The 26,651-nt window shown below is 56.0% G+C and carries 23 protein-coding genes and 1 riboswitch; of the genes, 16 read left to right on the top strand and 7 right to left on the bottom strand.

The window, feature by feature from the left end:
- Positions 1 to 19: 19 nt before the first annotated feature.
- Positions 20 to 1,834 (top strand): protein kinase domain-containing protein, encoded by a 1,815-nt coding sequence (locus ACQYWX_RS29835; protein WP_216736579.1) that lies wholly within the window; start codon positions 20 to 22, stop codon positions 1,832 to 1,834.
- A gap of 3 nt (positions 1,835 to 1,837) precedes the next feature.
- Here the strand turns inward: ACQYWX_RS29835 and ACQYWX_RS29830 are convergent, their stop codons facing one another.
- Entirely contained in the window at positions 1,838 to 2,815 is a 978-nt protein-coding gene (locus ACQYWX_RS29830; protein ID WP_431687337.1) for a hypothetical protein, read from the bottom strand.
- A gap of 365 nt (positions 2,816 to 3,180) precedes the next feature.
- Here ACQYWX_RS29830 and ACQYWX_RS29825 point away from each other — a divergent pair, with 365 nt between their 5' ends.
- Entirely contained in the window at positions 3,181 to 4,293 is a 1,113-nt protein-coding gene (locus ACQYWX_RS29825) for an esterase/lipase family protein (protein ID WP_431687336.1), read from the top strand.
- A gap of 77 nt (positions 4,294 to 4,370) precedes the next feature.
- Here ACQYWX_RS29825 and ACQYWX_RS29820 read toward each other — a convergent pair whose 3' ends face one another.
- Both ACQYWX_RS29820 and ilvG read right to left on the bottom strand, forming a co-directional pair.
- Positions 4,371 to 4,652 (bottom strand): ACT domain-containing protein, encoded by a 282-nt coding sequence (locus ACQYWX_RS29820; protein ID WP_431687335.1) that lies wholly within the window; start codon positions 4,650 to 4,652, stop codon positions 4,371 to 4,373.
- Positions 4,649 to 6,358, bottom strand: coding sequence for an acetolactate synthase 2 catalytic subunit (ilvG, locus tag ACQYWX_RS29815; RefSeq protein ID WP_431687334.1), 1,710 nt, complete (start codon positions 6,356 to 6,358; stop codon positions 4,649 to 4,651). Before ilvG ends, ACQYWX_RS29820 begins: the two co-directional genes overlap by 4 nt.
- Before the next feature lie 622 nt (positions 6,359 to 6,980).
- On the opposite strand from ilvG, the gene ACQYWX_RS29810 reads away from it, so the two are divergent.
- The 5 genes from ACQYWX_RS29810 to bfr all read left to right on the top strand — a co-directional run bounded on the left by ACQYWX_RS29810 (position 6,981) and on the right by bfr (position 10,805).
- Positions 6,981 to 8,003, top strand: a complete 1,023-nt coding sequence (locus ACQYWX_RS29810; RefSeq protein ID WP_431687333.1) for a phospholipase — start codon at positions 6,981 to 6,983, stop codon at positions 8,001 to 8,003.
- Positions 8,004 to 8,005: 2 nt separating this feature from the next.
- A complete protein-coding gene (locus tag ACQYWX_RS29805; RefSeq protein ID WP_431687332.1) occupies positions 8,006 to 9,253 on the top strand; it encodes a peptidyl-prolyl cis-trans isomerase in 1,248 nt (415 codons plus the stop codon).
- Positions 9,250 to 9,840 carry a hypothetical protein gene (locus ACQYWX_RS29800; RefSeq protein ID WP_431687331.1) on the top strand — a complete coding sequence of 197 codons (591 nt, stop codon included), beginning with the start codon at positions 9,250 to 9,252 and terminating at the stop codon, positions 9,838 to 9,840. Before ACQYWX_RS29805 ends, ACQYWX_RS29800 begins: the two co-directional genes overlap by 4 nt.
- Positions 9,841 to 9,982: 142 nt before the next feature.
- Positions 9,983 to 10,213 carry a (2Fe-2S)-binding protein gene (locus ACQYWX_RS29795; RefSeq protein WP_241566926.1) on the top strand — a complete coding sequence of 77 codons (231 nt, stop codon included), beginning with the start codon at positions 9,983 to 9,985 and terminating at the stop codon, positions 10,211 to 10,213.
- Positions 10,214 to 10,325: 112 nt separating this feature from the next.
- Entirely contained in the window at positions 10,326 to 10,805 is a 480-nt protein-coding gene (gene bfr, locus ACQYWX_RS29790) for a bacterioferritin (RefSeq protein ID WP_011400513.1), read from the top strand.
- Between the two features lie 91 nt (positions 10,806 to 10,896).
- Here the strand turns inward: bfr and ACQYWX_RS29785 are convergent, their stop codons facing one another.
- A complete protein-coding gene (locus ACQYWX_RS29785; protein ID WP_216735928.1) occupies positions 10,897 to 11,388 on the bottom strand; it encodes a DUF2505 domain-containing protein in 492 nt (163 codons plus the stop codon).
- 319 nt (positions 11,389 to 11,707) lie between these two features.
- Here ACQYWX_RS29785 and ACQYWX_RS29780 point away from each other — a divergent pair, with 319 nt between their 5' ends.
- On the top strand, positions 11,708 to 14,395 hold the full coding sequence (locus ACQYWX_RS29780; protein ID WP_431687330.1) for a site-2 protease family protein: 2,688 nt from the start codon (positions 11,708 to 11,710) through the stop codon (positions 14,393 to 14,395).
- 5 nt (positions 14,396 to 14,400) lie between these two features.
- Positions 14,401 to 14,703: a hypothetical protein gene (locus ACQYWX_RS29775; RefSeq protein WP_431687329.1), complete on the top strand. Its 303-nt coding sequence runs from the start codon at positions 14,401 to 14,403 to the stop codon at positions 14,701 to 14,703.
- A 66-nt stretch (positions 14,704 to 14,769) separates the two neighbouring features.
- Here ACQYWX_RS29775 and ACQYWX_RS29770 read toward each other — a convergent pair whose 3' ends face one another.
- On the bottom strand, positions 14,770 to 16,743 hold the full coding sequence (locus ACQYWX_RS29770) for a ribonuclease R family protein (protein WP_431687328.1): 1,974 nt from the start codon (positions 16,741 to 16,743) through the stop codon (positions 14,770 to 14,772).
- Positions 16,744 to 17,169: 426 nt separating this feature from the next.
- On the opposite strand from ACQYWX_RS29770, the gene ACQYWX_RS29765 reads away from it, so the two are divergent.
- Complete coding sequence (locus tag ACQYWX_RS29765; RefSeq protein WP_431687327.1) at positions 17,170 to 18,174, top strand: putative solute-binding protein; 1,005 nt, start codon at positions 17,170 to 17,172, stop codon at positions 18,172 to 18,174.
- Position 18,175: 1 nt separating this feature from the next.
- On the opposite strand, the gene ilvE is transcribed toward ACQYWX_RS29765, so the two are convergent.
- Positions 18,176 to 19,057 carry a branched-chain-amino-acid transaminase gene (gene ilvE, locus ACQYWX_RS29760; RefSeq protein ID WP_431687326.1) on the bottom strand — a complete coding sequence of 294 codons (882 nt, stop codon included), beginning with the start codon at positions 19,055 to 19,057 and terminating at the stop codon, positions 18,176 to 18,178.
- A 180-nt stretch (positions 19,058 to 19,237) separates the two neighbouring features.
- Here ilvE and ACQYWX_RS29755 point away from each other — a divergent pair, with 180 nt between their 5' ends.
- Entirely contained in the window at positions 19,238 to 20,671 is a 1,434-nt protein-coding gene (locus ACQYWX_RS29755; protein ID WP_431687325.1) for a PLP-dependent aminotransferase family protein, read from the top strand.
- A 6-nt stretch (positions 20,672 to 20,677) separates the two neighbouring features.
- Here the strand turns inward: ACQYWX_RS29755 and ACQYWX_RS29750 are convergent, their stop codons facing one another.
- Positions 20,678 to 21,283, bottom strand: a complete 606-nt coding sequence (locus tag ACQYWX_RS29750; RefSeq protein ID WP_431687324.1) for a hypothetical protein — start codon at positions 21,281 to 21,283, stop codon at positions 20,678 to 20,680.
- A 106-nt stretch (positions 21,284 to 21,389) separates the two neighbouring features.
- Positions 21,390 to 21,665: riboswitch (cobalamin riboswitch) on the top strand.
- A 78-nt stretch (positions 21,666 to 21,743) separates the two neighbouring features.
- Here ACQYWX_RS29750 and ACQYWX_RS29745 point away from each other — a divergent pair.
- From ACQYWX_RS29745 to ACQYWX_RS29725, 5 genes are all read left to right on the top strand, one after another.
- A complete protein-coding gene (locus ACQYWX_RS29745) occupies positions 21,744 to 22,625 on the top strand; it encodes an ABC transporter substrate-binding protein (RefSeq protein WP_431687323.1) in 882 nt (293 codons plus the stop codon).
- A complete protein-coding gene (locus tag ACQYWX_RS29740) occupies positions 22,615 to 23,586 on the top strand; it encodes a FecCD family ABC transporter permease (protein WP_431687322.1) in 972 nt (323 codons plus the stop codon). Before ACQYWX_RS29745 ends, ACQYWX_RS29740 begins: the two co-directional genes overlap by 11 nt.
- Complete coding sequence (locus ACQYWX_RS29735; protein WP_279500965.1) at positions 23,583 to 24,365, top strand: ABC transporter ATP-binding protein; 783 nt, start codon at positions 23,583 to 23,585, stop codon at positions 24,363 to 24,365. Before ACQYWX_RS29740 ends, ACQYWX_RS29735 begins: the two co-directional genes overlap by 4 nt.
- The gene (locus ACQYWX_RS29730) at positions 24,362 to 25,183 is read left to right on the top strand and encodes an energy transducer TonB (protein ID WP_431687321.1); all 822 of its coding nucleotides are present in this window, start codon (positions 24,362 to 24,364) and stop codon (positions 25,181 to 25,183) included. Before ACQYWX_RS29735 ends, ACQYWX_RS29730 begins: the two co-directional genes overlap by 4 nt.
- A 175-nt stretch (positions 25,184 to 25,358) precedes the next feature.
- A complete protein-coding gene (locus tag ACQYWX_RS29725) occupies positions 25,359 to 26,375 on the top strand; it encodes a LacI family DNA-binding transcriptional regulator (protein WP_279500970.1) in 1,017 nt (338 codons plus the stop codon).
- The last annotated feature ends 276 nt before the right edge of the window (positions 26,376 to 26,651 follow it).

The following is a 26,651-nucleotide window of genomic DNA, read 5'->3' as shown; positions in this document are numbered from 1 at the left end:
ATTCGGAAAAGATAACTACATGGCGTGGCAGGGATACAAAGTTCTCAGCAAGCTGGGCGAGGGCGGCATGGCGACTGTATACAAAGCCCTGCAGGAGTCGCTGCAACGTCCTGTCGCCATTAAAATACTGTCCGCCAACCTGAAAGATCACCCTGAGATTCTGGAGCGTTTCGAAAAAGAATCTCTCATCATCGCGCAACTGAATCACCCCCACATCATTCATGTCATCGATAAGGGCGTTACCGGCAAAGGGCGCCCTTATTTCGTCATGGAGTATGTGGAAGGCATGACCCTTGAGGACGCCATCAACCGCGGCAAGCTCGACTTTTCCCGCAAAATGGATGTGCTGGTGCAGTTGTGCAAGGCGTTGGCGTATGCACATAAGAACGGCGTGATCCACCGCGACATCAAGCCTTCCAATATCCTCATCGACAATGATTGGCAGGCGCGGGTGCTGGATTTTGGCATCGCGCATTTCTACGACTCGTCCAGCAAACAAAAGACCCTGCATACTGAAACCAGCAACATTATGGGCACGTCCGCCTATATGGCGCCGGAACAGCACAAGTCGGCGGACGCCGCCTCAGTGCAGAGCGATATCTATGCGCTGGGCATCCTCATGTATGAGTTGTTCACGGGAGTCTGTCCGCAAGGAGAAATCCCTCCGCCGCGCAAATTTGAGCCGGAGATGGCGCCGGCCTTGAACTCGCTGATCATGCGCTGTCTGGAAAAAGACCCGGCGGAGCGGCCGGCCTCCGCAGACGAGGTGAAAAACGGGTTGCTGCATATTCTGCAAGGCGGCCATCTCAGCAAGGCCCAGAAGGAGCGGGCGCTATCCAACAGCGAGGCGATAGAGTCCAAGTTTTCCCTGTTGGACGTGCTGAAGGAAGATCGTCATAGCTCCGTCTATTTATATGAAGATCAGGGTAAACAGAAGCTGCTGATCATGAAGAAGTTGCCCGCCGACACGCCGGGGATCAAGGAGCACAAGCTGCTGGCGCGGCTCAGTCATCCCAATATCTGCAAGATCCTTGCAGTGTCGAAGGGGGATAAGGGTTACGTTATCGTGACGGAGTATCTCCCTGGCGGCTCTATGGCCGAACAAATGCTGGCCCCGCTGCCTGCGGTGAAAGTGGTGGAGTGGGCGGAGCAAATTGCGGAGGGGCTGGCGTTCGCCCATCGCAACCGGATTGTGCATGGCAATTTGCGTCCCAGTAACCTGTTGCTGGATGAAGAGGGCTCCATCAAACTCACGGATTTCGGCTTGCGCGCGCACTATACTGATTCAGACGAGCCGAACTGGTATGAAAATGCCGACGCCAAGGGCATTCTCGGCGACATGTTCGCGCTGGGCGCTATCTGCTATCACGCGCTGACCGGACAACCACCGGTGATTCGCGGACAACGTCTGGTGCGCAGTAAAAGATTTACCGAGCTTCATAACCGGCTGCAAGAGCTGATTACTCGGCTGTTGGAGACACGCCCGGATAAACGCTATCCCTCGCTGGAAGTGGCCATGGCGGATATTCGCGGGGTCTTGAAAAACCTGCGTGCGCAAACGGCGGCCAAGCAGACGGAAGCGATCAAAAAGCATGTGTCTCAGGTCGCCAAGAAAGAACGTCGCTATCGCCCGCCGATTCGCTGGGGACGGCTGATTTTCTTCATGCTGGTGATTGGCGTCGCGGCGGAAGAATACTTCTGGGGGCACGGGTATCGTTATCTCAAACCTTACATTGACCCCTATCTACAGCAGATGCAGGAATCCGACGCCTGGATCGAATGGTCGGAGAAAGCCAAGGAAGTCGGCCGCAAAACCAATCAGATTGATTGGTGACCCTCAATTGATTCCGTATTGTTGTGAGCTCTCGAAACGAAAGTAACCGCTGGCTTCTTCGGCGGCGATGATATCCGCTTCGTCGCCAAAATATTTCTGCTGCAGCGCCTGAATACGCGCGGCGTTCTGCGCGTCACCCTCTGTCAGCGCCTGCCGTTGCGCCATATAGGCGTCGCCGTTCGCTCTCCGTTCGTCCCGGGTTTTATCCAGATCCCCCCAACGGCTCAGCGCCGCCTCATCCATTCCCAGTTCTTCACGTAAATGGCGTAGCTGCGAATAGCGCTGTTCCGGGGGCATGGTCCGCAATTGTTCCTGCACAGAGGAGAGACTCAGAAAGCGATCGGTCAACTCCTGCTTCTTATTGTTGATGAGGTGTTCGGCTTTTTCGGGGAAGCTGGCCAGGATTTGTTGTTTATATTGCGCAATTTTCTCTTCCACAGGAGCGGAGGACTGTTCCAGGTCGGCCAGGCGATCTTGAAACTGTTCGGCCTGCCACTGATCTTTCCAGATCTCGTAGGCTTGTTCGCCAAACAGCGCCTCACGTTTTTGCCAGAGGCGAGTGCGCTTTTCCGCGTCGCTCAGGGACATCAGAGCATAGCGTTCCGTGTTCATCCACTCGGTATAGGTTTCCAGAGCGACGAAGGTCTGCATCAACGCATCCTGCAGGTCAGGAAAGGCGGCGCCGATCAGAATGGCCAGTTGTTCTCGCCAGTTTTCCGGATAGCGGCTTTGTACGAAACGCATGAGCTTTTCCAGCACCTGGACCTGAACTTTCGGATGTTGGATATGCGCCCCGAAGGTGCGTTGTAAATATCCAATCAGTTCCTCTTCTTCCAGATTGCGTTGGGCGAGGGCGTCCTGGGACGGCGTTGCAGTCTGAACGGTGGACGTGGATTGCGACGCTGTCGTCAAAGCAGAGGTTGGCGCAGGCGATGTTTGCTGTGTCGCGGCGTCGCTGGAATGCCGATCATGCCAAAACACGACGGCGGATATCAGAGTTAAAGCGAGGCAGCCGCTTATCAGGACTGCGCTTCGACGTGAAGTAGCGTTTGTTATTTTTGTCATGCCTGGGATTGTTATTGTTTAGTCAGAGCGAATGCAAGCCTGAAGGCGCCGCAACAATTGCGGGTTAAGTTTTAATGGGAAAAATTGTCGGCGCCATCACACATTCGGGGGATAGTACAACTGAACTGCCCTTCATATTATGGTTTACTCTTATGACGCTGAGCGGAGTTCCTCCACGTAACCTGTATCGGCGCCGGCGTAGAACAAAAATAAAAAACCGAATTACGATCAAAAGAGTCGTATTACCTCGTTACAACAAAAACAAAATGAGGACTGAAAACATGAAACCAATGCTCAAGGCCGTTCCGGCGGCGCTTGTCTGTGCTTCGTTGGTCTGCGCGCCGGTCGCTCAGGCCCGGGACGCAGACAAAACCAAGTACCCCATCGTCTTCGCTCACGGCATGGCCGGGTTCAACAATATCCTGGGACTGGATTACTGGGGCGACGATTTCGGCACTTATGTGCTCGATCCCTGCGATAAATTCCTTGAAATCGCGTGCAACGGCGACATCAACGATAATCAACAAAGCTACGTTTCCGCCGTACAGCCTTTCCATAGCTCCGAAGTTCGCGGCAAGCAACTCGCGGATAACATCGAAAGCTACATGGCCACCACTGGTAATCGTTACGTCAATCTGGTGTCTCATTCCCAAGGTGGGGTAGACAGCCGTAAGGCGGCGCGCGTGCTATACGAACGTAAAGGCTATCGGGTAGTGAAGACGCACGTCAGCGTTTCCTCTCCACACAGGGGGTCTCCCGTCGCCAAATTTATACTCGACAATTTCCGCGACTCCATCGTAGAAGTGCTGGCCAATTTCTACGGTAATGTCGTTTACGCCACCGGCAACGACGCGGTGGCGGGCGCCAAGCAGCTGGTGTATGACGATTATGAAGCGGACGGCGTCACCACTGGCATGAAGGCGTTCAACCAGAACTATCCCGCCAGCGGCGCCTATATCGAACATGCGGCGTCGGTGATGACGGCGCAAAGCGGACTCAACGTGAACCCGGCGTTATGGCTGGTGTCAGAGGGCCTGTTCAATATAGATGGTAACGGTTACTGCCTGGACGATTGTAATCACGACGGCGCCGCCGGGCAGGGTGATGGCGACGCCAATCAACGGGACGACGATGGCCTGGTCGGCATCAACTCCCAGCAACAAGGGGAGCGGTTGCAATATTACGAGCGTTGGGGATCGCTTGATTCCATCTACGCGCAGCCGGCGTTTGGCTATGTCAGCGACCTGAACCGACCCAGCGAATTGCAATCCACGTCTCTCGCTTACGTGTTGAATCAGGATCATATCGACGTTATTGGCGTTGGTCCTGACACCTTCGATGAAATGGAGTTCTACGCGGCGATCACGGACTACATCGCTGATCGCGGGCATTAAGCCCATAAGGGAAGGAGCGGCGGGACGCCGCGGCGATGGGGGAGCGGGAAACTCCACCCATCGCCTGGCGGGACGCCTCAGGCGCAAGCCAATTCAGGCGTTGAAGCCTGAGTGGGGTGATTGAGCGCCTTTAGCGTTTTCACATCCAATAGCTTTTGCAGTTGTCGCAGCAGCGTTTCCGGTGGACGCGAACCGGAAACGATCAGTTGCGCCTCATAGACATCCGCCAGTCGCTGCAGTCGCAGGTCCTCCACTTGAAATCCGCGTACGCGCACCACTCGCATAACGCGTTCGAGAGCGCCAGGCTGACTGGATATTTGGCATTCAAAAATAGTTTGCGGATGTCGTGGGGAGGTCATGCGGCTCTTCCTTTTTGCTGATTGGCGATAGTGGGCGCCGGAGTGTTCTCCAGCATATTGGCGTTCGCTTCGCCGGGTTTAACGATCGGCCATACGTTGGTTTCTTCTTCAATGTGTACGTGCAGCAACATTGGTCCAGGGTAGGCGAGCAGCGTTTCGATACTGCGACGCATCTGGCAGCGCTTGCTGATGGTCATGGCGGGAATGCCAAAGGCTTTGGCGATGGCGCTGAAGTCCGGGTTATCAGAGAGGTCCACCTCGCTGTAGCGGCCGGCGTAGAACAGCTCCTGTTGCTGGCGCACCATGCCCAGGCGCTGGTTGTCCAGAATGATGAGCTTAATCGGCAGGCCATAACGCTGGATGGTGGCGAGCTCCTGCATATTCATCATGAAAGAGCCGTCGCCGGACACGTTGATAACCGGCGCGCCAGGTTTTGCGAATTGCGCTCCCATGGCGGCGGGAAGGCCGTATCCCATGGTCCCGAGTCCGCCGCTGGACAGATGCTGGCGCGGGTGATTGAAGTCGAAATACTGCGCCACCCACATCTGATGCTGTCCTACGTCGCAGCTTATGATGGCTTCAGGCGGCGTTACTTTGTCCATGGTGGCGATGAAGTCAGGACCCTGAATTGGCGCCGGATCATCCTCGTTTGAAGTGGAAGCGAACCCGTTACGGCTCTTGCTCGCCATACATTGCTCGCGCCACTCCGCGATTTCCAGAGGCTGGCGCAGCCCGCGCAGAATTTCCCGCATGTCGCCCAAGAGTACGCAGTCGGCGCGTTTGATTTTTCCTATTTCGCTGTGGTCGCAGTCAATGTGAATGATGCGCGCGTTGGGGGCGAAGGCGCTGGGTTTACCTGTCGCGCGGTCGTCAAAGCGGGCGCCGATAACGATGAGCAAATCGCATTGCTCTACCGCCTCGTTGGCGGCGCGGGAGCCGTGCATGCCCAGCATGCCCAGATTGAGAGGATGGCGCTTGCCGGGGTTGCCGACGCCTTTCAAAGTCACCACTTGCGGAATACCAGTGGCGTCCGCGAAATGGCGGTAGCTGGTCACTGCTTTTGCGAGCATGACGCCGCCGCCGCTATAAATCAGCGGACGTTTTGCGGCCTTGATCATTTTACGGGCTTGTCCCAACGGATTGTCCCAATCCGTCAGGTCGCTTCCGCTGCTTTCTGTGGCCAGGGAGGCCGGTGCTGGCGTTGAGTCCAGCTCTTCCAGCAATACGTCTTTGGGGATATCCAGCCATACCGGGCCGGGGCGGCCGGACATGGCCAGCGCAACGGCCTCGTCCATGATGCGCGGCAGGTCGTTGGCGTCTTCCACCAGGTATGAGTGTTTTACTACGCCTAAGGTCATGCCCAGGATATCGCTTTCCTGGAAGGCGTCTGTGCCGATTAGGGCGCGCGGTACTTGCCCGGTGATAACCAGCATGGGAATGGAGTCCATGTAAGCGTTAGCCACGCCAGTGATCAGGTTGGTGGCGCCGGGACCGGAGGTGGCCAGACAAACGCCGAGTCGGCCCGAGGCGCGGGCGTAGCCGTCGGCGGCGAGGGCGGCGGCTTGTTCGTGACGGCAGAGGACATGTTTGACATCGGCGTCGAGGAGCGCGTCATACAGGGGCATGATGCAGCCCCCTGGATACCCGAAAATGGTGTCAACGGAGTGCTTCGTCAACTTCTCGATAATACATTGTGCGCCGTTCATATCCTCTGTTCCCGTCAGTGGCCGCTTGCTGCTGGGGCCATAAAAAAACCCCCGGTTCTTGCGAAGCGGGGGTTTTTCGAAGTCTTACTTTGCTAGTTCCGACTCGTAAACGCCAACCCCCGCGAAGGTACGACGACCACCGCGACGATAATAAGGTTGACGACTAGAATCAGGGCTTGCTTCATGTGTTTGCTAAATTCGTACTTTAAATTCGACTGTTGTCAGAAATCTTGAATGCTTTTTGACCTGGAAATCAGGTCTGAAAAATATAGACGCTGCCTTTTCAGAAGGCAACCCCCTTTTTGCAAGTTATTTTTTTCATCCTCATTTCAACCCTTAACGAACCCAGTCAGTTGCTGGCGCGGCTTAGGTTTTTCGATACGTATTTTCTATCGCGTTCACCTGTTTGGGTGATTGTAACCCTGATCATATTTTATTCTCCTAACGGCGTTCAGAGAATGCCGCAGAAAACGTCCTGGTTAAGCGGGTCGGTCCATTAATCCAGGAATGACGGGCGATTACGAAAAGGCGCTCTCATCTTTTTCGTTACAACCTTTCTGTAACACGCAGTAGTTAGAGTTTCCTTACACAAACACGATAAAAAATAAGGAGATGACTGTTCATGGGAAATAAAAATCTGATTTTGGCCGGCGTTATCCTTGCTTCCCTCGGGGCTCAACCTGCTCTGGCTTTCAAACAGGAAACCCACAAGCGCTTCGTTATCGACGCTGTCGAGTTCATGCGGACGCATCCTGACATCACCAGCTACGCCAAACTGGAAGCGGTGGCCGCTGCAGCGGGAATCAGCGTGACCCAGATGGCGGATATGATTGGTCAGGGCGCCTACGACGTGGATGACTTCGAAGACACCTTTTTGTGCGGCGCGGTGACCGGCGATTGTGTGCTGGCGCCGGTATGGGGTCTGGGCTCCAGCATCGTCAACTACACCTCTTACTGGCACTTCCAGAACCATACTCGCGGCGTGGACGCGCATGGCAACGACATCGGGGGCTATGACTATTCCAAGCTGAGCGTGAAGGGGGATGTCGATAACATGGCGGCGTCCTGGCTGAAAGGCGACCACCTGGATGACGGCGCGGGCGGTCAGACTGGATGGTTCGGGGCGGAGGACTCTGAATACAAGAGCTATCAGGTCACTGAGGCCAACTATCGGCAAGGCAGTTACTCCACCTACAGCATGTACAAGGATTTTGAGAACATTCCCTTTCAGCCCATCGATAACCTGGGGCAATACTGGTACAGCGCATTCTGGGCGCAGCCTACGATTCAGACGCTGGGCTTCACCTTGCACACCACGGACTTATTGCAGCCGCACCATACCTGGACCACCTCCGCATTGAACCATTCCGGCTGGGAGGCCTGGGTGCGTGATTACTACGACTCGGAGAACCTGAACGATGACGCCCTGGTGGAGCAGGCCTTGGCGGACTTCCCCACATTAAGCGCCAACTCTGCGGAAATCCGTCCCTTGTTGACCAAGGGCGGTGAAATTTCCTACTCCATGGGCGGCGTGGTGTTGTCTTCCACCGATCACTCGGATCGGCTGGCCGTGGCGAAAATCGTGGTGCCCCACGCTATCGCTATGACCGTGCGCATTCTCAATCACGCCATGAACCGGTTCTGATCATGCGCGGGACATTCCAGGTCCTGGCGTTGGCCCTTTGCCTGCTGTGCGCAGGCGGGGCCTCCGCTTCCGTCTACTTGTCGGTGGATGACACCAGCCTGTCGCGCGAAGCATTTGATGCGTTGCATCAGCAGGCGAGCCAGCTTCGCAAAATGGATCGCAAAACCTTTGCTGACGAGTTGGTCGACGCCTTGTTGATGTACCGTTGGGCGCAAGGAGAACTCCCTGAAGAGCAATGGCGGGGGACTGAAATTGGCTACGCCTATGGATGGCATATCCGCCGCCAGTTGGATCGGACGTTGGCCAAGCTATATCCCAAGTGGCCAGCTTCGGAATTGATGCGACAGTACTCCAAACCCGGCGTAGAGGCGCGGGAGGCGCTGGCGACGATCGCCGCCCAGTCGATTCTGGGCTACCAACTGACGCCGGCGCAACGGGACAAAGCCGCCTCTCTGGTACTTGCCCGTATGGCGTTTCCAGACCAGCAAGACGTGACGCTGACATTGCTGGAAGTATACGAGGGACAGTCCATACAGGGTAAAAAGGCGCTGATGGAAGGCGACGTCAAACTCTTGGGTATGGAAATGCTTTCCTGGAAGCAACATCAACTGCGCTTATGGTGGCTAAGTCACGAAGGCGGCGTTGAGAAGGATGCCATTGACGATCTGAGACGGACAATTGAGGCGCATTATTTTTACCCCAAGATCCTCAACGCATTGGGCGTGATTAAACGCAATCATGGCGATAATCCCGGGCTGATCAAGTTCAGAGAGCAAGTTAGCGCGGCGCAGATCAACAGTTACTATCAGCGACATCAGGAAGACTTTCGTTTTTTGGCGAAGATCAAGGCGCGCGGCGCGATATATGGCGATGAGGCCGCAGCGCGACGCGCTCGCCAACAGCTAATGAACGGCCTGTCCTGGGCGGATCTAAAAGCGCCATCCCATCCCGCCGACTTGCCGTTAGACGCTGAAGGCTGGCTGCATAAGGATGCGGTTAAACCTACGGACTGGCTGGCGTCATTGGCCTTCGCCACCCCGCCGGGAGACGTCAGTGAAGTCATTCGTTCTCCGGCGGGAGATTGGGTGATTCTGCAAGTGAGCGGACGCGAGTACGACTATTATCCCGCCGACAGCGAGACGGTGCGCTATCTTGCCACTGATGTGCTGGCGATTCAGCAGGCGGTGGCGGCCTATAGTGAGCTGATCAATCAGCTGCGTCGTCAGGCCAGTCTGCAAAGTAAGGTATGAACCGGAAGTCGTGGCGACGTGGCTGGATCCTGTCGGCGTTCTCCTGCGCCGTCTGTATGGCGATGGGACTTTTCTTTTTCATCAGCCCTGACGCGCCCAAGGACTCAGTCCCGCTTTCATCCAGTCTTGTCGCGGTTCCGACGGCTGAGTTTCCGCCTATACATGTGGCTACGACTGCGGAGCCAGCAGGCTCGTCAAAGCAAACCGTCACTCAGGAAGACGCCCTCCTTCAATTAGATGAAGAAGAGGCATACCCGGAGCTGCCTACGGATATTGAGGCGCTGGCGTCGTTGTCCGCTTCCATTGAAAAGGGAGATCGGCGCGCTCCTCCCATCACTAGGCGTACGCCAGAAAAAACGCCGGATGCGGAAACCCTGGCGGATCATGAAGCCTATGCCCGCATGGAAGCGCAACAGCATCAACGGGTGCTCAATAACTTCCGCTCCGCCGCCCGGGACAAGGCGGATGAATTGGAGCGCCTGATCGCCGAAGGCCGCGCCCGCGGCGTCTCCCCCGAACTGTTACAGGAGGCGGAAGCCAAGCGCGACGCGCTGTTGGATGCTATCCATATGATTAATCAGGAATAATTTTTTATAACGATTTTACTGCGCTACAGCTCAGGAAATTTTGGTTACAGTCCGGCAAAGAAACTATTAAAAACATTATTGACAATCATTCTCATTAGCATTAACTTTCTTCACAGACTGCTAATAAATGAGAGAGATTTTCATGTACGTATGTCTTTGCAACGGAATTACCGATCACTCCATTCGCGAAGAAGTCGCGAAAGGCGCTCAACATCTGCGTGATGTAGTGCGTTCGTTGGGATTGGCGAAAGACTGCGCCCGCTGTGTGGAAGCCGCTCGTGAAGTATTTGACGAGGCTAAATCTCAATACGATCTCTCTATGGCGGAGCAACTGGCTTACGCAGCAGATATTCCTACCCTGACCGCCGCCTGAAAATTCGATTGTACTTTCCTTCCCGTTACAACTAACCTTAAGGGTTGAGTTGGTAACCCCTTGTTTTTATGGGGTTATTGCAATTGAGAATCATTCTGACGGGAGCGCTGTGATGAAGGGCGATAAGAAGGTTATCGAACACCTTAACCAGATTTTGGCTAATGAACTGATTGCGATTAATCAGTATTTTCTGCATGCGCGCATGTATAAAAACTGGGGCCTGACGGCTCTGGGCAAGAAAGAATATGAAGAATCCATTGATGAAATGAAGCACGCCGATCAATTGATCGAGCGGATTCTGTTTCTGGACGGCATTCCCAACCTGCAAAAACTGGGCAAGCTGATGATCGGCGAAACCCCGAAAGAAATGCTGGAATGCGACCTCAAGCTGGAACTGAAAGCTATTCCAGACTTGCGTGAAGCAATCGCCTATTGCGAGCAAGTGCGCGATTACATCAGCCGTGAGGTTCTGGAAAACATTTTGGAGTCGGAAGAAGAGCACGTCGATTGGCTGGAGACTCAGCTGGATCTGATGGAGCGTGTGGGCATGGAAAACTATCTGCAGAAGCAGATGTCCGACGCCGATTCCTGACAGACCTTCTTTTTGCATCGCTCCGGCGCCGGCCGCCCTTGGGTTGGCCGGCTGCCTGAAACCTCCCTGTTTCTCCTCTTTTTTCAATCCGTTAGAGGTTGGCGCGCAGATAATCCGCTACAAAAGCGAACTCGTTCTGCATTGTCTCCTGAGACTTAGCGGCGACGAACTCCGCCAGCTTTTTGCCTACCAGTGGCACGCGACACTCGAAGTTCAGCGTGACCTCATGGACACTGCCTTCCCCTTCTGAGTACAAACGCATTTCGCCGTTGATGGAAACAGGCACGCCCTGTATATCCACCTTCACCTGCGCGCGGTATTCGCCGGCATTCTCACGCCAGTGTTCTTCCTGAGTCACCCGGTTCCATTCGGAAATGAATTTTCTCAGCATCGCCGGGGCCTCTGCGGGCACCTCGCGAATTATCTTCAAGTCCAGTGCGGAGTCAGTCTGTTCGCACTGACGGATATCTATGTTGCGGGAACCGAGAAAGCGTTGCTTTTCTTCAATGTGGTGGGGAGCGCCAAAAGCGCTGAAAACGGTGGCTGCTGTGTAAGGGAAATGCTGCTGCCCTTTTACGATCATCCCTAGCTCCTGTTGTGATTATGATTATGAGAGTCGGTCTTGTCTTTATTGTTAATCGCGTCAGCCGCACAGCCAAGCGCGGCAAGGCCTGGAAACCATAGCAGCATGGCTGAAAAGCTGGCAATAATCCGTGGCGCTGAATGTAGCCTGGGTCTCAAATTGGACATTTGTCCGCGGATTGACGGAATTTAAGTGTAATAGCGGTCAATTTGGGTATAATTGCGCGATTTTTAATCGGCCAGACGTTGCGGTGACTGCGTTGCTGGCGGCTCCTTCCGACTTGAGAGCGTACTGGAAGTTTTTGTAGCGGTTGCGGTAAATGTCCTATCTGTTTGGTTTCCTGTTATTTGTCATCTTTATCCAAATCCTGGTGCGCGGGTCCGCTATTTTTCAAATATTGAAGCTCAGAATGGGGCTGGAAACCTCACTCGTTGTCGCTAATGAAGGCGAGGTGGAAGAGGCCTATCGGCGTATTTTGGCTCAAGGGATCAAGGAGTTATCGGAGCTTGGATTTGTGGATTTTTGCTGGCTGCGTGGTCGTGAAGCGTCCCGTAACGATGACAGGGAAACCTTCCTCTGCTTCATGTTCCACCCTGAGCAGCGGACCTATGCCTGTCTGAGCCCCCATGTGGACTTATCCGCAGGGCGGGAGGCGCAGTACTCTTTTTTGACTTTCTTTAGTAATGGCGAAACCTTCGAAACGGTAAACGGACACAAACATCTCATCCTGTCGGACGTCGCCAACTACCATGTAGAAGACCCTTATGTAGCCGACCTTGCAGATCACTGGAACGCGCACTTACGCCGGTTAGAGCAAATCTCCGTCGAGCGATTGGAAAAGGCGCCGGAAGCCATCGCGGCATCCTGCGCCGCGTACTTTGACGATTGTATAAACCATATGCTGGCGCAGGGTGTTTTGAAACGGGTTGCGAAGGATGCACAGCGCGCGCAATTCACTTTCAAAGGCGCATTGCGCATGCAGAAATCGCTTCAGGCAGGCTCTGCGCGGTTGGCGAAAATCGCGCCAGCATCAGCATCAGCATCAGCATCTTCATTGGATTACCAAGTACTTTCTCATCTGCGTAACGACGCAATACTGGCCAGTGGGGAAGCCACGGGATGGCTGGGTAAAGCGCTACTGCTACTGGTTTCATTGGGCGTATTCGCCCTGAGCTTTGGCTTCAAACTGGATGCCTTCTCCCTGCTGATCCTGATCGGCGTATTGTTTCTGCATGAGTTGGGACATTTGCTGGCGATGAAAGCCTGTGGGTATCGCGACTTGCAGATACTCTTCATTCCCTTTCTCGGCGCCGCCGCACGGGGCGAAAAAGAACGTATTCCCAGCTGGCAAAAAGTCATTGTGGATTTAATGGGGCCAGCGCCAGGGCTCATCCTGGGGATTGCGCTTTGCTTTTACATGCCGCCGGACGCGCCAGGCTGGATGACGTCGGCGGCGTTTATGTTGATCGTGTTGAACTACTTAAATCTGGCGCCGATTCAACCTTTGGACGGCGGGCAGCTTTGGAACCTGCTTTTGTTTCGGCGCTGGCCTTCGGCGCAAATCTTCTTTTTCTGCCTCAGTATCTTAGCGTTCGCCCTGTTTTCCTGGTGGTCCAAAGAGCCGGTGTTTGGGGTGATTGCTGCGTTTTGGGCGTTTCTTTTGCCAAATCAGTGGCGTCAGGCAAGACTGTTCGCCCATATTCGTCGCACGCACCCTCGCGTACAGGAAAGCGAGTATCCCGAGCAGCTGGCCGCCGCCTACGAGGGCGTGAAAGCGCTAAAGCTGCCCTGGCGTAAAGCAGTGGCTTATCAGCAGGTGAAGGCGCTGATGGTGCGTTTCCGGGACAGGCCGCCATTCGCCTGGGAATTTCTGTTTGGCATGACGCTTTATCTGGCCTTGGTCATTGGCGCGCCCGCGGCGCTGATGCAGACCCGGTATGGCGACGCCCTGAAGGATATTGTCGCCCCATGGCTGGCCAAGAAAGGCATGAACTGGGACGGACAGATCGCCAATGCAAAGAACCCCAGAGAACGTCTGAGTCTGCTGATTGCCGCAGGGGACTACTATTTCTATTCCGGCGATGAGGTCATGGCCGAGAAATATTACGACTTGGCGCTAAAAGAGACGGAAAGAAACGGCATCAGCCCGGAAGAAAAAATAAAGATCCTTTATCAGTTGGCGCAGGCCTTGTTCATGAACACCAATGATAAAGAGTCCGTATCAATCGCGTATTTGCAGGAAGCTTTGCGGCTATATCAAAAAGAGCGCATCCAGAACGGCGAGTTGATCCCTGATATTTATGAGCTGCTGGTGGAGTGTTATTTATTCCAGTCCGACTATACATCAGCCCTGAAGAATATTGACGGCGCCTTCGCCAACAGCGATATCCGTCGTAATGAGCAGCGTGTGGCGCAACTGTATATGTTGAAGGGCAATGCGCTTTCGGAACTGCATCGGGTGGTGGAGGCGGAGCGCGCCTATATTCAGGGCATCAAGGCTTCCAAGTCCGTGGATTTCAAGCGCACGGTGGAATTGAGGTTATTGGAGTTCTACCTGAATGAAGACCTGAACGACGCCGCCATCAAGCGTCTGGAATCTCTTCTATACGGTCCCAAGGCCTTCACCGGATATACCGATGGGATCAGCTACAACCTTAATTTGCGTCTGGCCTGGGCCTACTACAGCAAAGAACGCTATATCGACGCGGAGATTACGCTGCGGTCGTTGCTGGTGGACATGACAGACGCCGGTCTGGGCGATGTTTCGTTGCTGCCCGCGCTGGAGCTGCTGCATATCGTGCAAAGCGCCCATGATCCCTGGCAAGCTGCCGGAACCCGCATCTGGATAGAACAAATTGCGGAAAACACGCTGGATCTGGCCCCGGACGCCTACATCGATTCATTGCGCGAACAACTTCACTATATTCCCAAAAGCAGTCGTTATCGTCGCAAACTGGCGGAGGCGGGCCTCACCAGTTTTGGCGTGAAAAATGCCTCGGAATCCTGATTACCATGAAAATGTATATCCTGATTAAAGACACGATCCCTTCCGGGTATGCCATGGTGGCTGCGGCCCATGCGTCTCTCGCCGCCTATTTGAAGTTTCAGGATACAGCTGAAGTAAGAGATTGGTTGTCAGGCCCTTTCTACAAAACCCTCTGCAAGGTCAACGAAAAGCAGTTCGAAAAAGCCAAAACTTTTGCAGACCATGTGGTGATTACGGAGTCCGCTCTGGAAGGTCAGGAAGTGGCGCTGGCGTTTAAGCCGAGAGAAGAGTGGCCAAAGGACTTTAAGTTTTATCCTCTGTACCGGTAAGCCATTGTTTTGATGAGGTGAGGCGGGAATCGCCGCAGCGCCGGCTAGCGCTGCGGCGATGTACGATTATTGCTCCGCTTGCGGCTCTTCCGCCTTAACGGGCTGCGCTACCGGGGCAGGCTCCGCCAGCTCCATCTGAATCAGTTTTTTCTCCATGTCGACCGCGCTGATGGTGACTTTCACAGGTTGCTCCAGGCGGAATTGGCGATGCTCGCCAGTGTGCTGGAAGTAAGTGCCGTCGAAGCGGAACTTCTCCTGCAAGGCGCCCAGGTTCACCATGCCTTCAATGCCATTCTCATCCAGACGCGCCTGGAATCCAGAGCCAGTCGTGTGCTGCACCACGCCATCGAAAGTCTTGCCGACCAGCGTCTGCGCGTATTCGCACTTCAACCAGGTCTCAGACTCGTTCACGGCGCTACGACCAGCGCGCAGAGACTCCTGCAGTTGCTGGATAGCTTTGTCGTTCAGTGTATGTGGCTTCTGGTTTTTCAGTACGCCTTTGATCTGGCGATGAATGCTCAGGTCCACGTATTTGCGAATCGGGGACGTGAAGGTGGTGTAGTGAGGCAGACCCATGCCGAAATGAGGGCAGGGCTGGTCAGACAGCGCGCCACGCGCCAGCAAACGGTTGGCGATGGCCTTCACGGGAACTTCCGGTGGATTCGCATCCAGGAAGTCCATGAATTTTTTGAAGCCTTCCCACGTATGCAGGTCGCTGCAATCGTAGTCGGAGATCTGCTCGGAGACGATTTGTTTGATTTGATCCAGACGCTCAGGACGGAAACCGCTATGAGCAGTGTACAGAGAACGCTCGGTATTTTGCTTCAGGAAGTCCGCCGCACAACGATTGGATGCGACCATCGCTTCCTCCACGATGGAGTGAGCGACGCTGTTGATCTTGCGATGGATGTTCTTGACCTTGCCGTTCTCATCCAGCTCCAACTGATAGTCCGGGCGGTCTTCATTCACCAGCGCGTGCTCGCGGCGATGGCTGGCCAGAGCCGTTCTGACCTCATTCAAGGCTTGCAAGGTCGCGCCGTGGGCATGAGCGCTGGCGTCGCCGGAGGCTAACGCGGTGGCGACTTCTTCATAAGCCAGATTGGCCGCGCAACGAATAGAGGCTTCCTCGATGGTGTAAGAGGAAATGGCGCCATCAGCGTCGATCTGCATTGTGCAAACCAGAGCCAGACGATCTTCGCCGGACTTCAGTGAACAGAAGTGGTTGGCCAGTTTGGCTGGCAACATAGGCAATGTGCGGTCGGCGAAGTAGAAAGAGCTGCCCAGACGTTGCGCGTATTTGTCGATGTCGCCGCCTTCCGGAATCAGTGAGGACGGGTCGGCGATGGCTGCCAGCAGCTCCCAGCCTCCTTCAGGCTTGGCGGTGGCGAACAGGGCGTCGTCCATATCTTGGGTGCTGGCGGCGTCGATGGTGACGAACGGCGTTTCCCGCAGGTCTTTACGCTTTTCCAGCTCCGCGGCGACTTGCTTCTGCAGCTCGGCTTCGTTGATGGAGGCGCGGTTGTGCGCCTGCAGATTGTACTTGGCCAGCATGTAATTAACTTCCAGGCCGGATGCGCCTGGCTTGCCGATGATCTTCACCACCTCGGCCTGTGGTTTGCCTTCAGGGAAGGGATGCTGCAAAACACGGCACAGAACCAGGTCGTTGACGTGCGCTTGCTGGCGCTTCTTCGGCGGAATGAAAATCCAACGGTTCATGCCCATCAGGTCGGGTTCAACGAAATGCCCTTGGCCACGGGTGAAATAACGGCCAACGAAATACTTCAGTTCACTTCTCATGTGTTGCACGACTTTGGCGACATCGCGGCCTTTGTCGTCCTGGCTGACTTCCACCAGAATTCGGTCGCCCGGAAATACTTTCTGCATTTCGTCCGGGTTCAGGAAGCACTCTCTGCCGTCATCCAACACAGCAAACCCAAAACGCCCCGGACTGCCTTTCACCGTTCCTTCAAAACGGTTATTGGCGATACGCAGGTCTTGTTTGAACTGTTTCAATTGGGTTAAAGCATCGGAATTTAACATGGAAAAGTGGTCACTCGTGATGATTGCTGAAAGGGAAAGCTGATCGTTACCGCTGGTTGTCCGGGCTTACATCGAAGGAGGGTCATATTACCCCGAATGCCCGCGTGGTTCTAGCCGCGATAGCGCATAAATCATGCATTCAGCCGGGCGGAGTAAGGCTTGGGGCCAGTTTTACAAGTAAATTTTGACACGGCTCACGGGATATTGCCCCAAACTGGGGCGAATCTTTCCTTCTCCTTGAATATCGCGGAAACGTGCTCTCTGCGGCATTAAGACGCGTTAGTTTGTCATATATTTCGCGATAGTCAGGCTGAACTCGAAACCCAATGACGCCGCGGCGGATGGGCCATTTCGGCTGACTCAGACAGGGACGACTGTTGTACAAGGAAAACCTCAATACCAATAACAATAATGGAGATTCACACCATGACAGCATGCCTTCGTCGTGCGTTGCTGGGGCTATTCCTGGGCGTCGCCGCACTCACCGCGCAAGCGGCTGAGCAACGCAGCTATTGTGTTTTTGATCCTCTTGGGGCTGCCGGCCCTGTGTATAACCTGATGAAAGCCACCCGTATTCAGGCCCTGAACTGGGGCTATGATCTGGAATTGAACGCCTACACCGACGAAAAAATCGCGGCTGACGACTTTCGCGCTGGCCAATGCGACGCCGTATTGCTGACTGACGTGAGGGCGCGGGACTTCAACCGTTTCACCGGAACCCTGGTGGCGCTGGGCGCGATTCCGGGATACGGCGAGCTGAAGACGATTCTGCAGACGCTGGCGCAGCCGAAGGCCGCCAAGCTGATGACCAGTGGCGATTTTGAAGTCGCCGGGCTGCTGCCCGCCGGCGCGGTGTATGTGCTGGTGCGGGACCGCCGCGTCAACAGCGTACAGACCATACAGGGCAAGAAAATCGCCACCTTCGATTATGATCCCGCTGCGGTCACCATGGTGCGCCATGTAGGCGGCTCCGTCGTGGGCGCGACGCCCTCCAGCTTCGCCGGTAAGTTCAATAACGGCAGCGTTGATGTCGCCTACGCTCCCGCGATCGCCTATCAGCCTTTGGAGCTATATAAAGGCGTAGAGCCGGATGGTGGCGTATATTCATATAGTTTTGCGCAGATGACCTACCAGATGCTGGTGCGTAAAGACCGCTTCAATGCGGATTTCTCCCAGAAAGCGCGGGAGCATTTCCAGGGCCGCTTTGATGAGTTGATGGAGATGGTGCGAAAGGCGGAAGCGGAAATACCTGCGAAGGTGTGGATACATCCCAATCAGGAGGAAGCCGCCGGGTTTAACGATATGCTCAAAGAAGTGCGTATTGCGTTGAAGCAGGATGGCGCTTATGACCCCAAAGCCCTGCAATTAATGCTGAAGGTGCGTTGCCACAGCGACCCCGCCAACGCGGAATGCGTTGACGGGCGCGAGTGATTTAAGCGCCGCACTCCTGCGTAATCAAGGCGGCAAAAGCCTGACGCAGGCGTTGCAGAACCTCGCCGGGCGATGTGCGGAGGGGACGTCCGTCCACCTCCGCGACAGGTAAGAGCCCTGCACCGCTGCCGGTCAGGAAGCATTCATCCGCCGTATACAGGTCGTAAGGAGTGAGCGTGCGCTCACTGACAGATATGTTGTTGGCCTGAGCCAGCTCAATGATTACCGAGCGGGTCACTCCCGCCAGCGCGCCGTCGCTGGTGGGGGGCGTCAGCAGGCGACCCTGGCGGACGATGAACAGGTTTTCCGCTGAGGCTTCCGCCACCTGACCGCGTTCGTTCAGCAACAAGGCTTCATCGGCGCCGGCGACATTGGCTTCCATGCGCGCCAGGATCGAGGTCAGGTAGTTGAGGCTTTTCACTCTGGGGTCCAATCCCGCCCCGACGGTGCGGCGTACGCTGGCGATAATCAGTTTGAGCCCCTTCTCCTGCGCCTCGCTGGAGGCCATGCTGAGCTGATCCGCCAGAATGAACACATTCGGCGTCGCACAGTTACGCGGATTCAACCCCAGGTTGCCCGGGCCGCGGGTTACCACCAAACGCAGATAACCGCTCTCGCCGTCATAACGGCTTATCAACGCGCTGATTCCTTCGCGTAAAGCGTCGGCGTCATAAGGCAGGGTGATTCCCAACGCGGCGGCGGAGTCCTGCAGACGGTGCAGATGTCGCTCAATGCGAAAGGGCCTACGTTGATAGAAACGCAGTCCCTCAAAGACGCCATCCCCATAGAGCAAGCCGTGATCGTAGACGGAAATCGCGGCTTCCGCTGCGGGAACGATGGCTCCGTTCAGCCAGCAATACGGTGTGGGGGCGGCGGTTTGCATAGTCTTTCTCCTGCTTGGTCAGGTTGATGGGGAAATACATCAACAATAAACAGACGAAGGATTGCGATATAGGCCAAGAAAAATTTATATATATCGATACAGTTTTTCATTTTCGCTCACTGTACTGATATATCGATGAAGAACTGTACTTATTTATGTATGCATGAGGCGGCGACCGGCATGAGCAAAAAGCGATATGAAGAAGTAGCTGACGCTGTGGCGGGACGCATCCGTCAGGGCATGTACGCGGTGGGAGAGCGTATACCAGGGACCCGTGATCTGGTGGAGCACTTCAGCGTCAGCGTGTCCACCATCATGGCGGCGCAACGCCTGCTGGAGCGACAGGGTTGGGTGGAGGCGCGGCCGCGATCCGGTTATTACGTGCGCCGTCGCAATCAGAATGGTTTGGCCGAACTGGAGGCGGCGTTGCCCAAGGTGACCGGATTTGAAGGCGCGCCAACCCTGGTGGACACCCAGCAGACTATCATGAGTCTGGTGCAGGCGACCCAATCCCCTAAGGGTATGAATTTCGCCATGGCGGCGCCGGCGACGCAGTTTTTGCCGGCGGCGGCGATGGAAAAAGCGTTCCGAGCGGCGTTGCGCGGGCCCAGTGAAGAGATTGAAGCGTACAGTTTTCCTCCTGGCGCGTTGCGTTTGCGCGAGGCCATTACGCAACGCATGAAGGACGCTTGGTGCGATCTGGAGCCGGACGACATTCTTATTACCAATGGCTGTCATGAAGCGCTGACTCTGGCGTTGAGGGCGGTGACACAGCCGGGAGATGTGGTGGCGGTGGAGTCGCCAACGTACTTTGGATTGCTGCAAGTCATTGATGCCTTGGGATTAAAGGCGCTGGAAATTCCCGCCGACCCGAAAAGCGGACTCAGCCTGGAGGCGCTGCAACTGGCGTTGGAGCAATGGCCGGTCAAAGCCTGCGTGGCGATGCCCAACTTTAGCAACCCTCTGGGGTGCCTGATGCCGGATGAGCGCAAGGAGCAACTGGTGCGCTTACTGGAAATCCGGGGCGTGCCCTTGATCGAAAATGACATATACGGCGAGTTGGGCTTTTCCGGCCTGCGGCCGCGAGCGGCGAAGAGTTATGATCGCGCCGGCGGCGTGCTGTATTGCTCGTCGTTTTCCAAATCAATCGCCCCCGGTTTGCGGGTGGGATGGATGGCGCCGGGGCGCTGGCGGACGCGGGTCGGTTACCTGAAATTCGCCAGCACCCTGGCCTGCCCAAGCTTGCCGCAGATGGCGGTGGCGCATTATCTGGCGCAGGCGGATTTCGACCGCCATCTGCGACGTATGCGCCATGAGTTCGCTGTGCATGTGGAGCGTATGACGACGGCGGTGCTGCGGCATTTTCCTACTGGAGTGCGAGTATCGCAGCCAGCGGGAGGGTTTGTGTTATGGGTGGAGCTGGAGGAGGACTGCGATACGGTCGCGTTGTATCGCAAGGCGCTGGCCGCTGGCGTGAGCATTGCGCCGGGAACTCTGTTCAGCGGCGATGGCGACAAGTACAGACATTGCCTGCGGCTCAATTGCGCGGCGCCCTGGACGGCGGAGGCGGAAGACGCGATCCGCCAGTTGGGCGTCTGGTTGCGCGCAGGCTAAGCGGGATTACCAGCCGAAGCTGAACGTGGGATCAATGAAGAACATGACGCCGCTATAACAGGCGAGCATCAGAAAGCTGCTGATAAAGCCGTGAAAAGCGGTCTTGTAGCCGGCTTCTTCGTCCTTCTTGAAAAGAAAGCGATAACCTGCGAAACAGCTCAAACCAATCACAAACAGCGCTACCAGGGCGAAGCCGCCGTTGATCACCTGCATATTGATGATGAAATTCTCTCGCGCCGTAGCGGCCGCCGGCGCTTCGTCCGGATACAGGATAAAAGAGCCCGGCAGCAATGGGTGGGCGGTGGCTTCAATGGTGTAACGATAGAAAGGCCAGAAGCGTCCACAGCGGGCGAGCAGACGATCGCCTTCCTGGGCGCTGACCACGGCGTTGGCGGCGAATAGCGGGCCGCCGCAAAGGTCGAATTCTTTTTTCACCTCTTCCCGGCTGTGCAGTTCGACACTGCGTTCGATGCTCACCGGCGACCAGCCGGTCAGATTGAAGACGGTATATTCCAACAGGCTCAAGCCATAGGCCAGTCCGGCATACATGAACACGAGGAACAGCAGACGTTTCAGAATGAGTCCATGGCGGGACAAGGGCGCGTCGGTCATACAGTCTTATTCTTGTCAGTAATTACGGGAGCGTAAAACTGACACAATCTTGCAGGCAGGTCCAGCGCCCCTCAGCGGCTTTCTGGACTTAAAATGATCAATTCACGATAATGTGGGCCGCAATGGTTCCAGTTGCTCAAAGTTCGATCATTTTCGATGAGAGCAGGATTAAATGGGAATCCGGTGGGCGCGACTTTATGCGCGTCCGATCAGCCGGAGCTGTCCCCGCAACTGTGAGCGAAGAGTTCGTCCCGGATAACGCCGCCCCTCCTTATCGCGACGTTATCAAAGGCCACTGGGTGGAGATTGTCTCCATGTTCGGGAAGGCGGGACAGGACTACGAAACGCAAGCCAGGAGACCTGCCATTGTTCGACTCCCATTCGGAGCCTGTTTTATCCGACCGTAAACGGGGAATTTACGCCGGATTCGCACCTCGCATCGATTCAAGGCGGCATCTGCATGTTGGTTAAGGCTTTTCGGGCCCTGGGAGTGCTATCAGCGCTTACTTTCACACTTTCCGTCAACGGGGGCGATGCGCGCGCCGCTGAGCCCACGGTCATGTCGGTCAATCAGTGCGTTGACCAAATGATGGGGTATCTCGCCCCGGAAAATCTGGTGTCAGTCACCTGGCTCAGCCATCAGCCCTCTGAGCTGGAAATTGCACCGACCTTGCGCGACATTCCCGCCAACTTTGGTTTTATCGAGCAAGTGCTGGAGCTTCGGCCGGATATCGTGATGGCGGGCCAGTATGGCGCTTCCTCGCTTAAGCCGCTGGTGCGGAAGTTCAATATGCGTTGGGTGGAGATTCCGTTGCCGCAATCTCTCGATGATTTGGCGTCAAGCTGGAGCCTGATGGGTGAAGCGGTGCGCAAACCTGAGCAGGCGGCCAGTATCGTTAGTGGGCTGAGAGCCTATTTCGCTCAGGTTCACGGGAAGATCGCGGATAAACAAGTCAGAGCGCTGATTCTGAACGCCAATGGCTGGATCGCTGGCGAGGGCAATTTCCAGGACGCCTTTCTGAACGCCATCGGCGTGATTAACGTGGCGAGCGAACAGGGCGTGCAGGGCTGGGGGCAAGTGGATCTGGAGACGCTGGTGCGCTGGCGGCCGGATTTGTTGCTGATGGTCAGCAACAGCTATGACAGCGAAGCGTTGGCGACGAATTGGGTGGAACACCCTTTATTGAAGCGCCGTCCTTCCCGTTTCGAGCCCCTGTATATCCCGGCCGACTGGCTCTCCTGCGGAACGCCTGCCATGACGCTGGCGGCCCAAAAGGTAGCGGATCACATATTGGCGCAAGAGCGTAAAGCGTCAGGGTCGGAGACTGCGGATGACTTATAACCGTTTGCTCCTGATTCTGAGCCTGTCGCTCGCCTTTTTGATCGGTTTGTCTCTGTGCACCGGCCGGGTGACCGGGGTGAGCTGGCCGGGGTGGGATCTGGAAACCCAATTGATTCTATGGGAAATCCGTCTGCCGCGGACACTATTGGCGCTGTTATGCGGAACCGTACTGGCGCTATCCGGCGCCGTGTTGCAGGGACTGTTGCGCAATCCGCTGGCGGACGCTGGCGTACTGGGGGTGTCCTCCACGGCGGCGCTGAGTTCGGTGTGCGCCATCTACTTCGGCTTTTCCGCCAGCGGCCTGTTTACGCCCGTGGCGGGCATTATCGGCGCCATGCTGGGGCTGCTGGCGCTGGTAATGATCGTAGGATCGGAAGCAGGCATCGTGATGATCATCCTCGCCGGAGCCGCGATTAATTCGTTCAGTTCAGCGTTGACGGCGCTGGCGTTAAATATGGCTCCGAATCCTTTCGCGGTGCAGGACATTCTGTTCTGGCTGATGGGGTCATTCGAACATCGCACCCTGCAGCACTTTTATTTGGCGGCGCCGCCTGCGCTGCTGGGGATGGCGTTGCTATTCAGCGTGTCGCGTTCCCTGGATGTCCTGTCACTGGGGGAAAACACCGCCCGCTCCATGGGCGTGCGTCTGCAGAAAGTGCAATGGGTGGCGGGCCTGGGCGTGGCGTTGGCGGTCGGCGCCAGTGTAGCGGTGAGCGGCGTCATTGGTTTCGTGGGGCTGGTGGTGCCTCACATGCTGCGGCCGTTTACCGAGTGGCGGCCCGGTCGATTACTGCTTCCCAGCGCCTTGGCGGGCGGGAGCCTGATGTTGCTGACCGATATCGCCGTGCGCTGTCTGCCGCCGGGACCGGAGTTGCGAGTCGGCGTCATTACGGCGCTGTTGGGCGGGCCGTTTTTCCTGTGGCTGCTGCGCCACCTGCGTAAAGCGGAGGCGTTGGTATGAGCGACGCGCTGAGCCTGGAGCTAAGCGGATTGCAGGTGGGTTATCCCGGCGCTCCGGTTCTATCCGATGTCAGTTTTCGTCTTCCATCCGGTCAACTGACGGCGATACTGGGCAGCAACGGCGCCGGCAAGTCCACTCTGTTGAAAACCATTGTCGGCCTGATCCCCAAATTATCCGGCGCCATGCGGTTGCAAGGTCAGGATCTGTGTGACATGGCGCCGAAACAGCGCGCGCAGCATATCTCTTATCTGGATCAGGATACCGACTGTCATTGGCCTTTGAGCGTAGAAACCCTGGTCAGTCTGGGTCGCTTTCCAGCGCAAACCCATCGCAGCAAATTAAGCGCGCAAGATCAGGCCCTGATTCAGAACGCCATGCGGCAAGCGGATGTCACGCATTTGGCGCAGCGCACCGTCACCCGCTTATCCGGCGGCGAGCGCGCCAGGGTGATGCTGGCGCGTGCGCTGGCGGTTGACGCTCCCGTATTGATGGCGGATGAACCGGTGGCGGGTCTGGACCCTCAACACCAGATTCAGGTGATGAGCCATTTGCAGGATTGGGCTGGAAGTGGGCGAATCGGCGTAGTAGTGCTGCACGATCTGACTCTGGCGCTGCGGTTTTGCGGACAAGCGATGCTGGCGATGCCGGATGGAACCCTGGTGGCGGGCGACACTAACGAGGTCTTGAGCGATGAGCGCATCCAGCAGGCGTTCGGCGTCTCGGTGGTGCGGGGGCGCCATGAGGAACAGCCTTATCTGTTGCCCTGGAGTCTGAAGTGAGCACGGACGTCAGCAACGCTAAATACCCGCCATTACTATGGATGGCCTTGGTCGCCTCCCTGGCGGCGCATTTGGCGTTGGTGCTGTATTTCAATTCCCCTCAGCCAACTAGAGATCGGTTGAAATCAACCACGATGACCGTGGCTATTCAGGCCCCGGCGTCGCCAACGCCAGTTTCCGCAGCGCCGGCTCAACCTCAATCTCAACCTGTGGAACCGAAGCCGACTCCGCAGCCAGTTCTAAAGTCAGCGCCGCAACCTCAACCCGCTGACATGCCAGAACCCGTGTCACAGAAGCCCAAAGTGGCGCTTAAGCCGGTGGAGACGCCCGCTCCCAAGCCCAAACCGGTTCCAGCAAACAAACCTGTCGTAAAAGAGAAAACCCCTAAACCAACGCAGGCGGCGCACAAACCTGTTGCGCAACCTGTTTCACAAACTGCAACGGCGAAGTCTCAGGTCACACCCGCTGTGAGCAAGCCCGCTCAGGCGGTTCCGACGCCAGCCGTGGCCGCCGCGCCCGTCTCTGCGCCTGTGGCGGTCAGTGCGCCGTCGGAGCCCAGATATCAGCTAGGCGAAGCCAATACGCCGAAGCCTGAGTATCCTGGCCTCGCCACCCGGCGCGGCTGGCAGGGCACCGTCATGGTGGAGCTGTTGGTGGACGCCTTGGGCAATCCCGTGAAAGTCTCCATCAAGCGCTCGAGCGGCTACACCGTGCTCGACAATCAGGCGCTGAAAACCCTCTCCGGTTGGCGTCTGGCGGCGGCGGATGGACTCGATCGGGAAACCATCGTGGTGCCGGTGGTGTTTCGTCTGAATTGACAAATTTCCCATACTGTCGCATAACTTCCTGCAGACTCCCGTTGTGGCTATGCCTGCAGGCGCGGGCTGCAAGGGAGCTTGTTAGGCTATCGCCTAGTTGACATGCATTGCCCGCTTCTCCCATGATGGCCGGCTCTGAAAGCGTTTCCCCTTAAGCAAGGTGCCCGTCCTCCGAATGATTACAATAAAAGAAGTCTCCGACCGTGCGAAGGTCTCGATATCCACAGTCTCCCGTGTGATTAACAACACGGCTCCCGTTAAGGAAAGCACCCGTAAGCGGGTATTTAAAGCCATGAAGGATCTGGGGTATCGACCCAATTCATTCGCTCAGGGACTGGTCACCAACCGTTCCAATAATATCGGTCTGGTGGTGACGGATCTGCTTGGCGTATTCTTCGGCCCCCTTATTTCAAGTCTGGAGCGCGCTTTGCGCGAATCCGGCTATAACCTCATCATTTCCGTAGAGAATTATTCATCCGACGAGATCAAGGAAACCATCGACATGCTGGCTGGCCGCCGTTGCGACGCCATCATTCTGTTTCCGTACTGCCTGACGGATGAAGAGTTGATCAGCCTGAAGGAAAAATCTCCGCCGCTGGTGTTGTTGAACCGCTATGTGCCTGAATTGGCTGGCGAATGCGTCATCGTCGACAACGAGCAGGGCAGTCATCTGGTGGTGGAGTATCTGGCGTCCATAGGGCATCGCCGCATCGCCTGTATCAGTGGACCGTTAGGCAATGAGGAAGGGCGCGCGCGTCTGTCCGGCTATCGTCGCTCGCTGGAAAATCTGGGTATGCGCTATGACAAGGACCTGGTGGTGGAAGGCGACTTCACCGTGGAGGGCGGCTATGTCGCTACTCAACGGCTGTTGAAGCGCAGCCGCGACTTCACCGCCATATTCGCCTGCAATGATCAGATGGCCGCTGGCGCTATGAAGGCGTTGCGCGAAGCCAAGTTGAGCGTTCCTGAAGAGATTTCCCTGGTTGGCTTCGATGACGTGGAATACGCCTCGTTGCTGTATCCGGCCCTGACCACCGTGCGTCAGCCGGTGAACGCCATGGGTAAACGCGCAGCGGCGCTGGCGATTCAATCCATTCAGGGCGAACGCCGGACGCAGCCGGCCCCCATGTTTGAGCCGGAACTGGTGTTGCGCGACTCCGTCGCCCCTCCCAAAAACTCCTCAGCATCTTAAAACCCCGCTTCGGCGTTATTGCGTTCTATTGACAATAACGCTTGAATTAGGGCAATTTATGAAATCGCTTTCATTATGGCGCGAGCTGTTTTGTGGTGTTTTTGCCGCATAGCGTCGGAAAAGCCGGCCAACGCCTTGGTTTTCGTTAGTAATCGTCCGTTGTTCAGGTCGGGATACTCAGCAAACTATCAGGTATCAGGAAATTGAGCCGGATTTATTGGTTTTGAAATGAAAGCGCTTTCATAAAATTTCGGTCCACTACCGCTAAATATAAAA

It is taken from the genome of Hahella sp. NBU794, assembly GCF_050749805.1.
GTDB lineage: Bacteria > Pseudomonadota > Gammaproteobacteria > Pseudomonadales > Oleiphilaceae > Hahella.
Note: the sequence above shows the minus strand (reverse complement) of the source record. Positions and strands in the feature narration are given on the sequence as shown.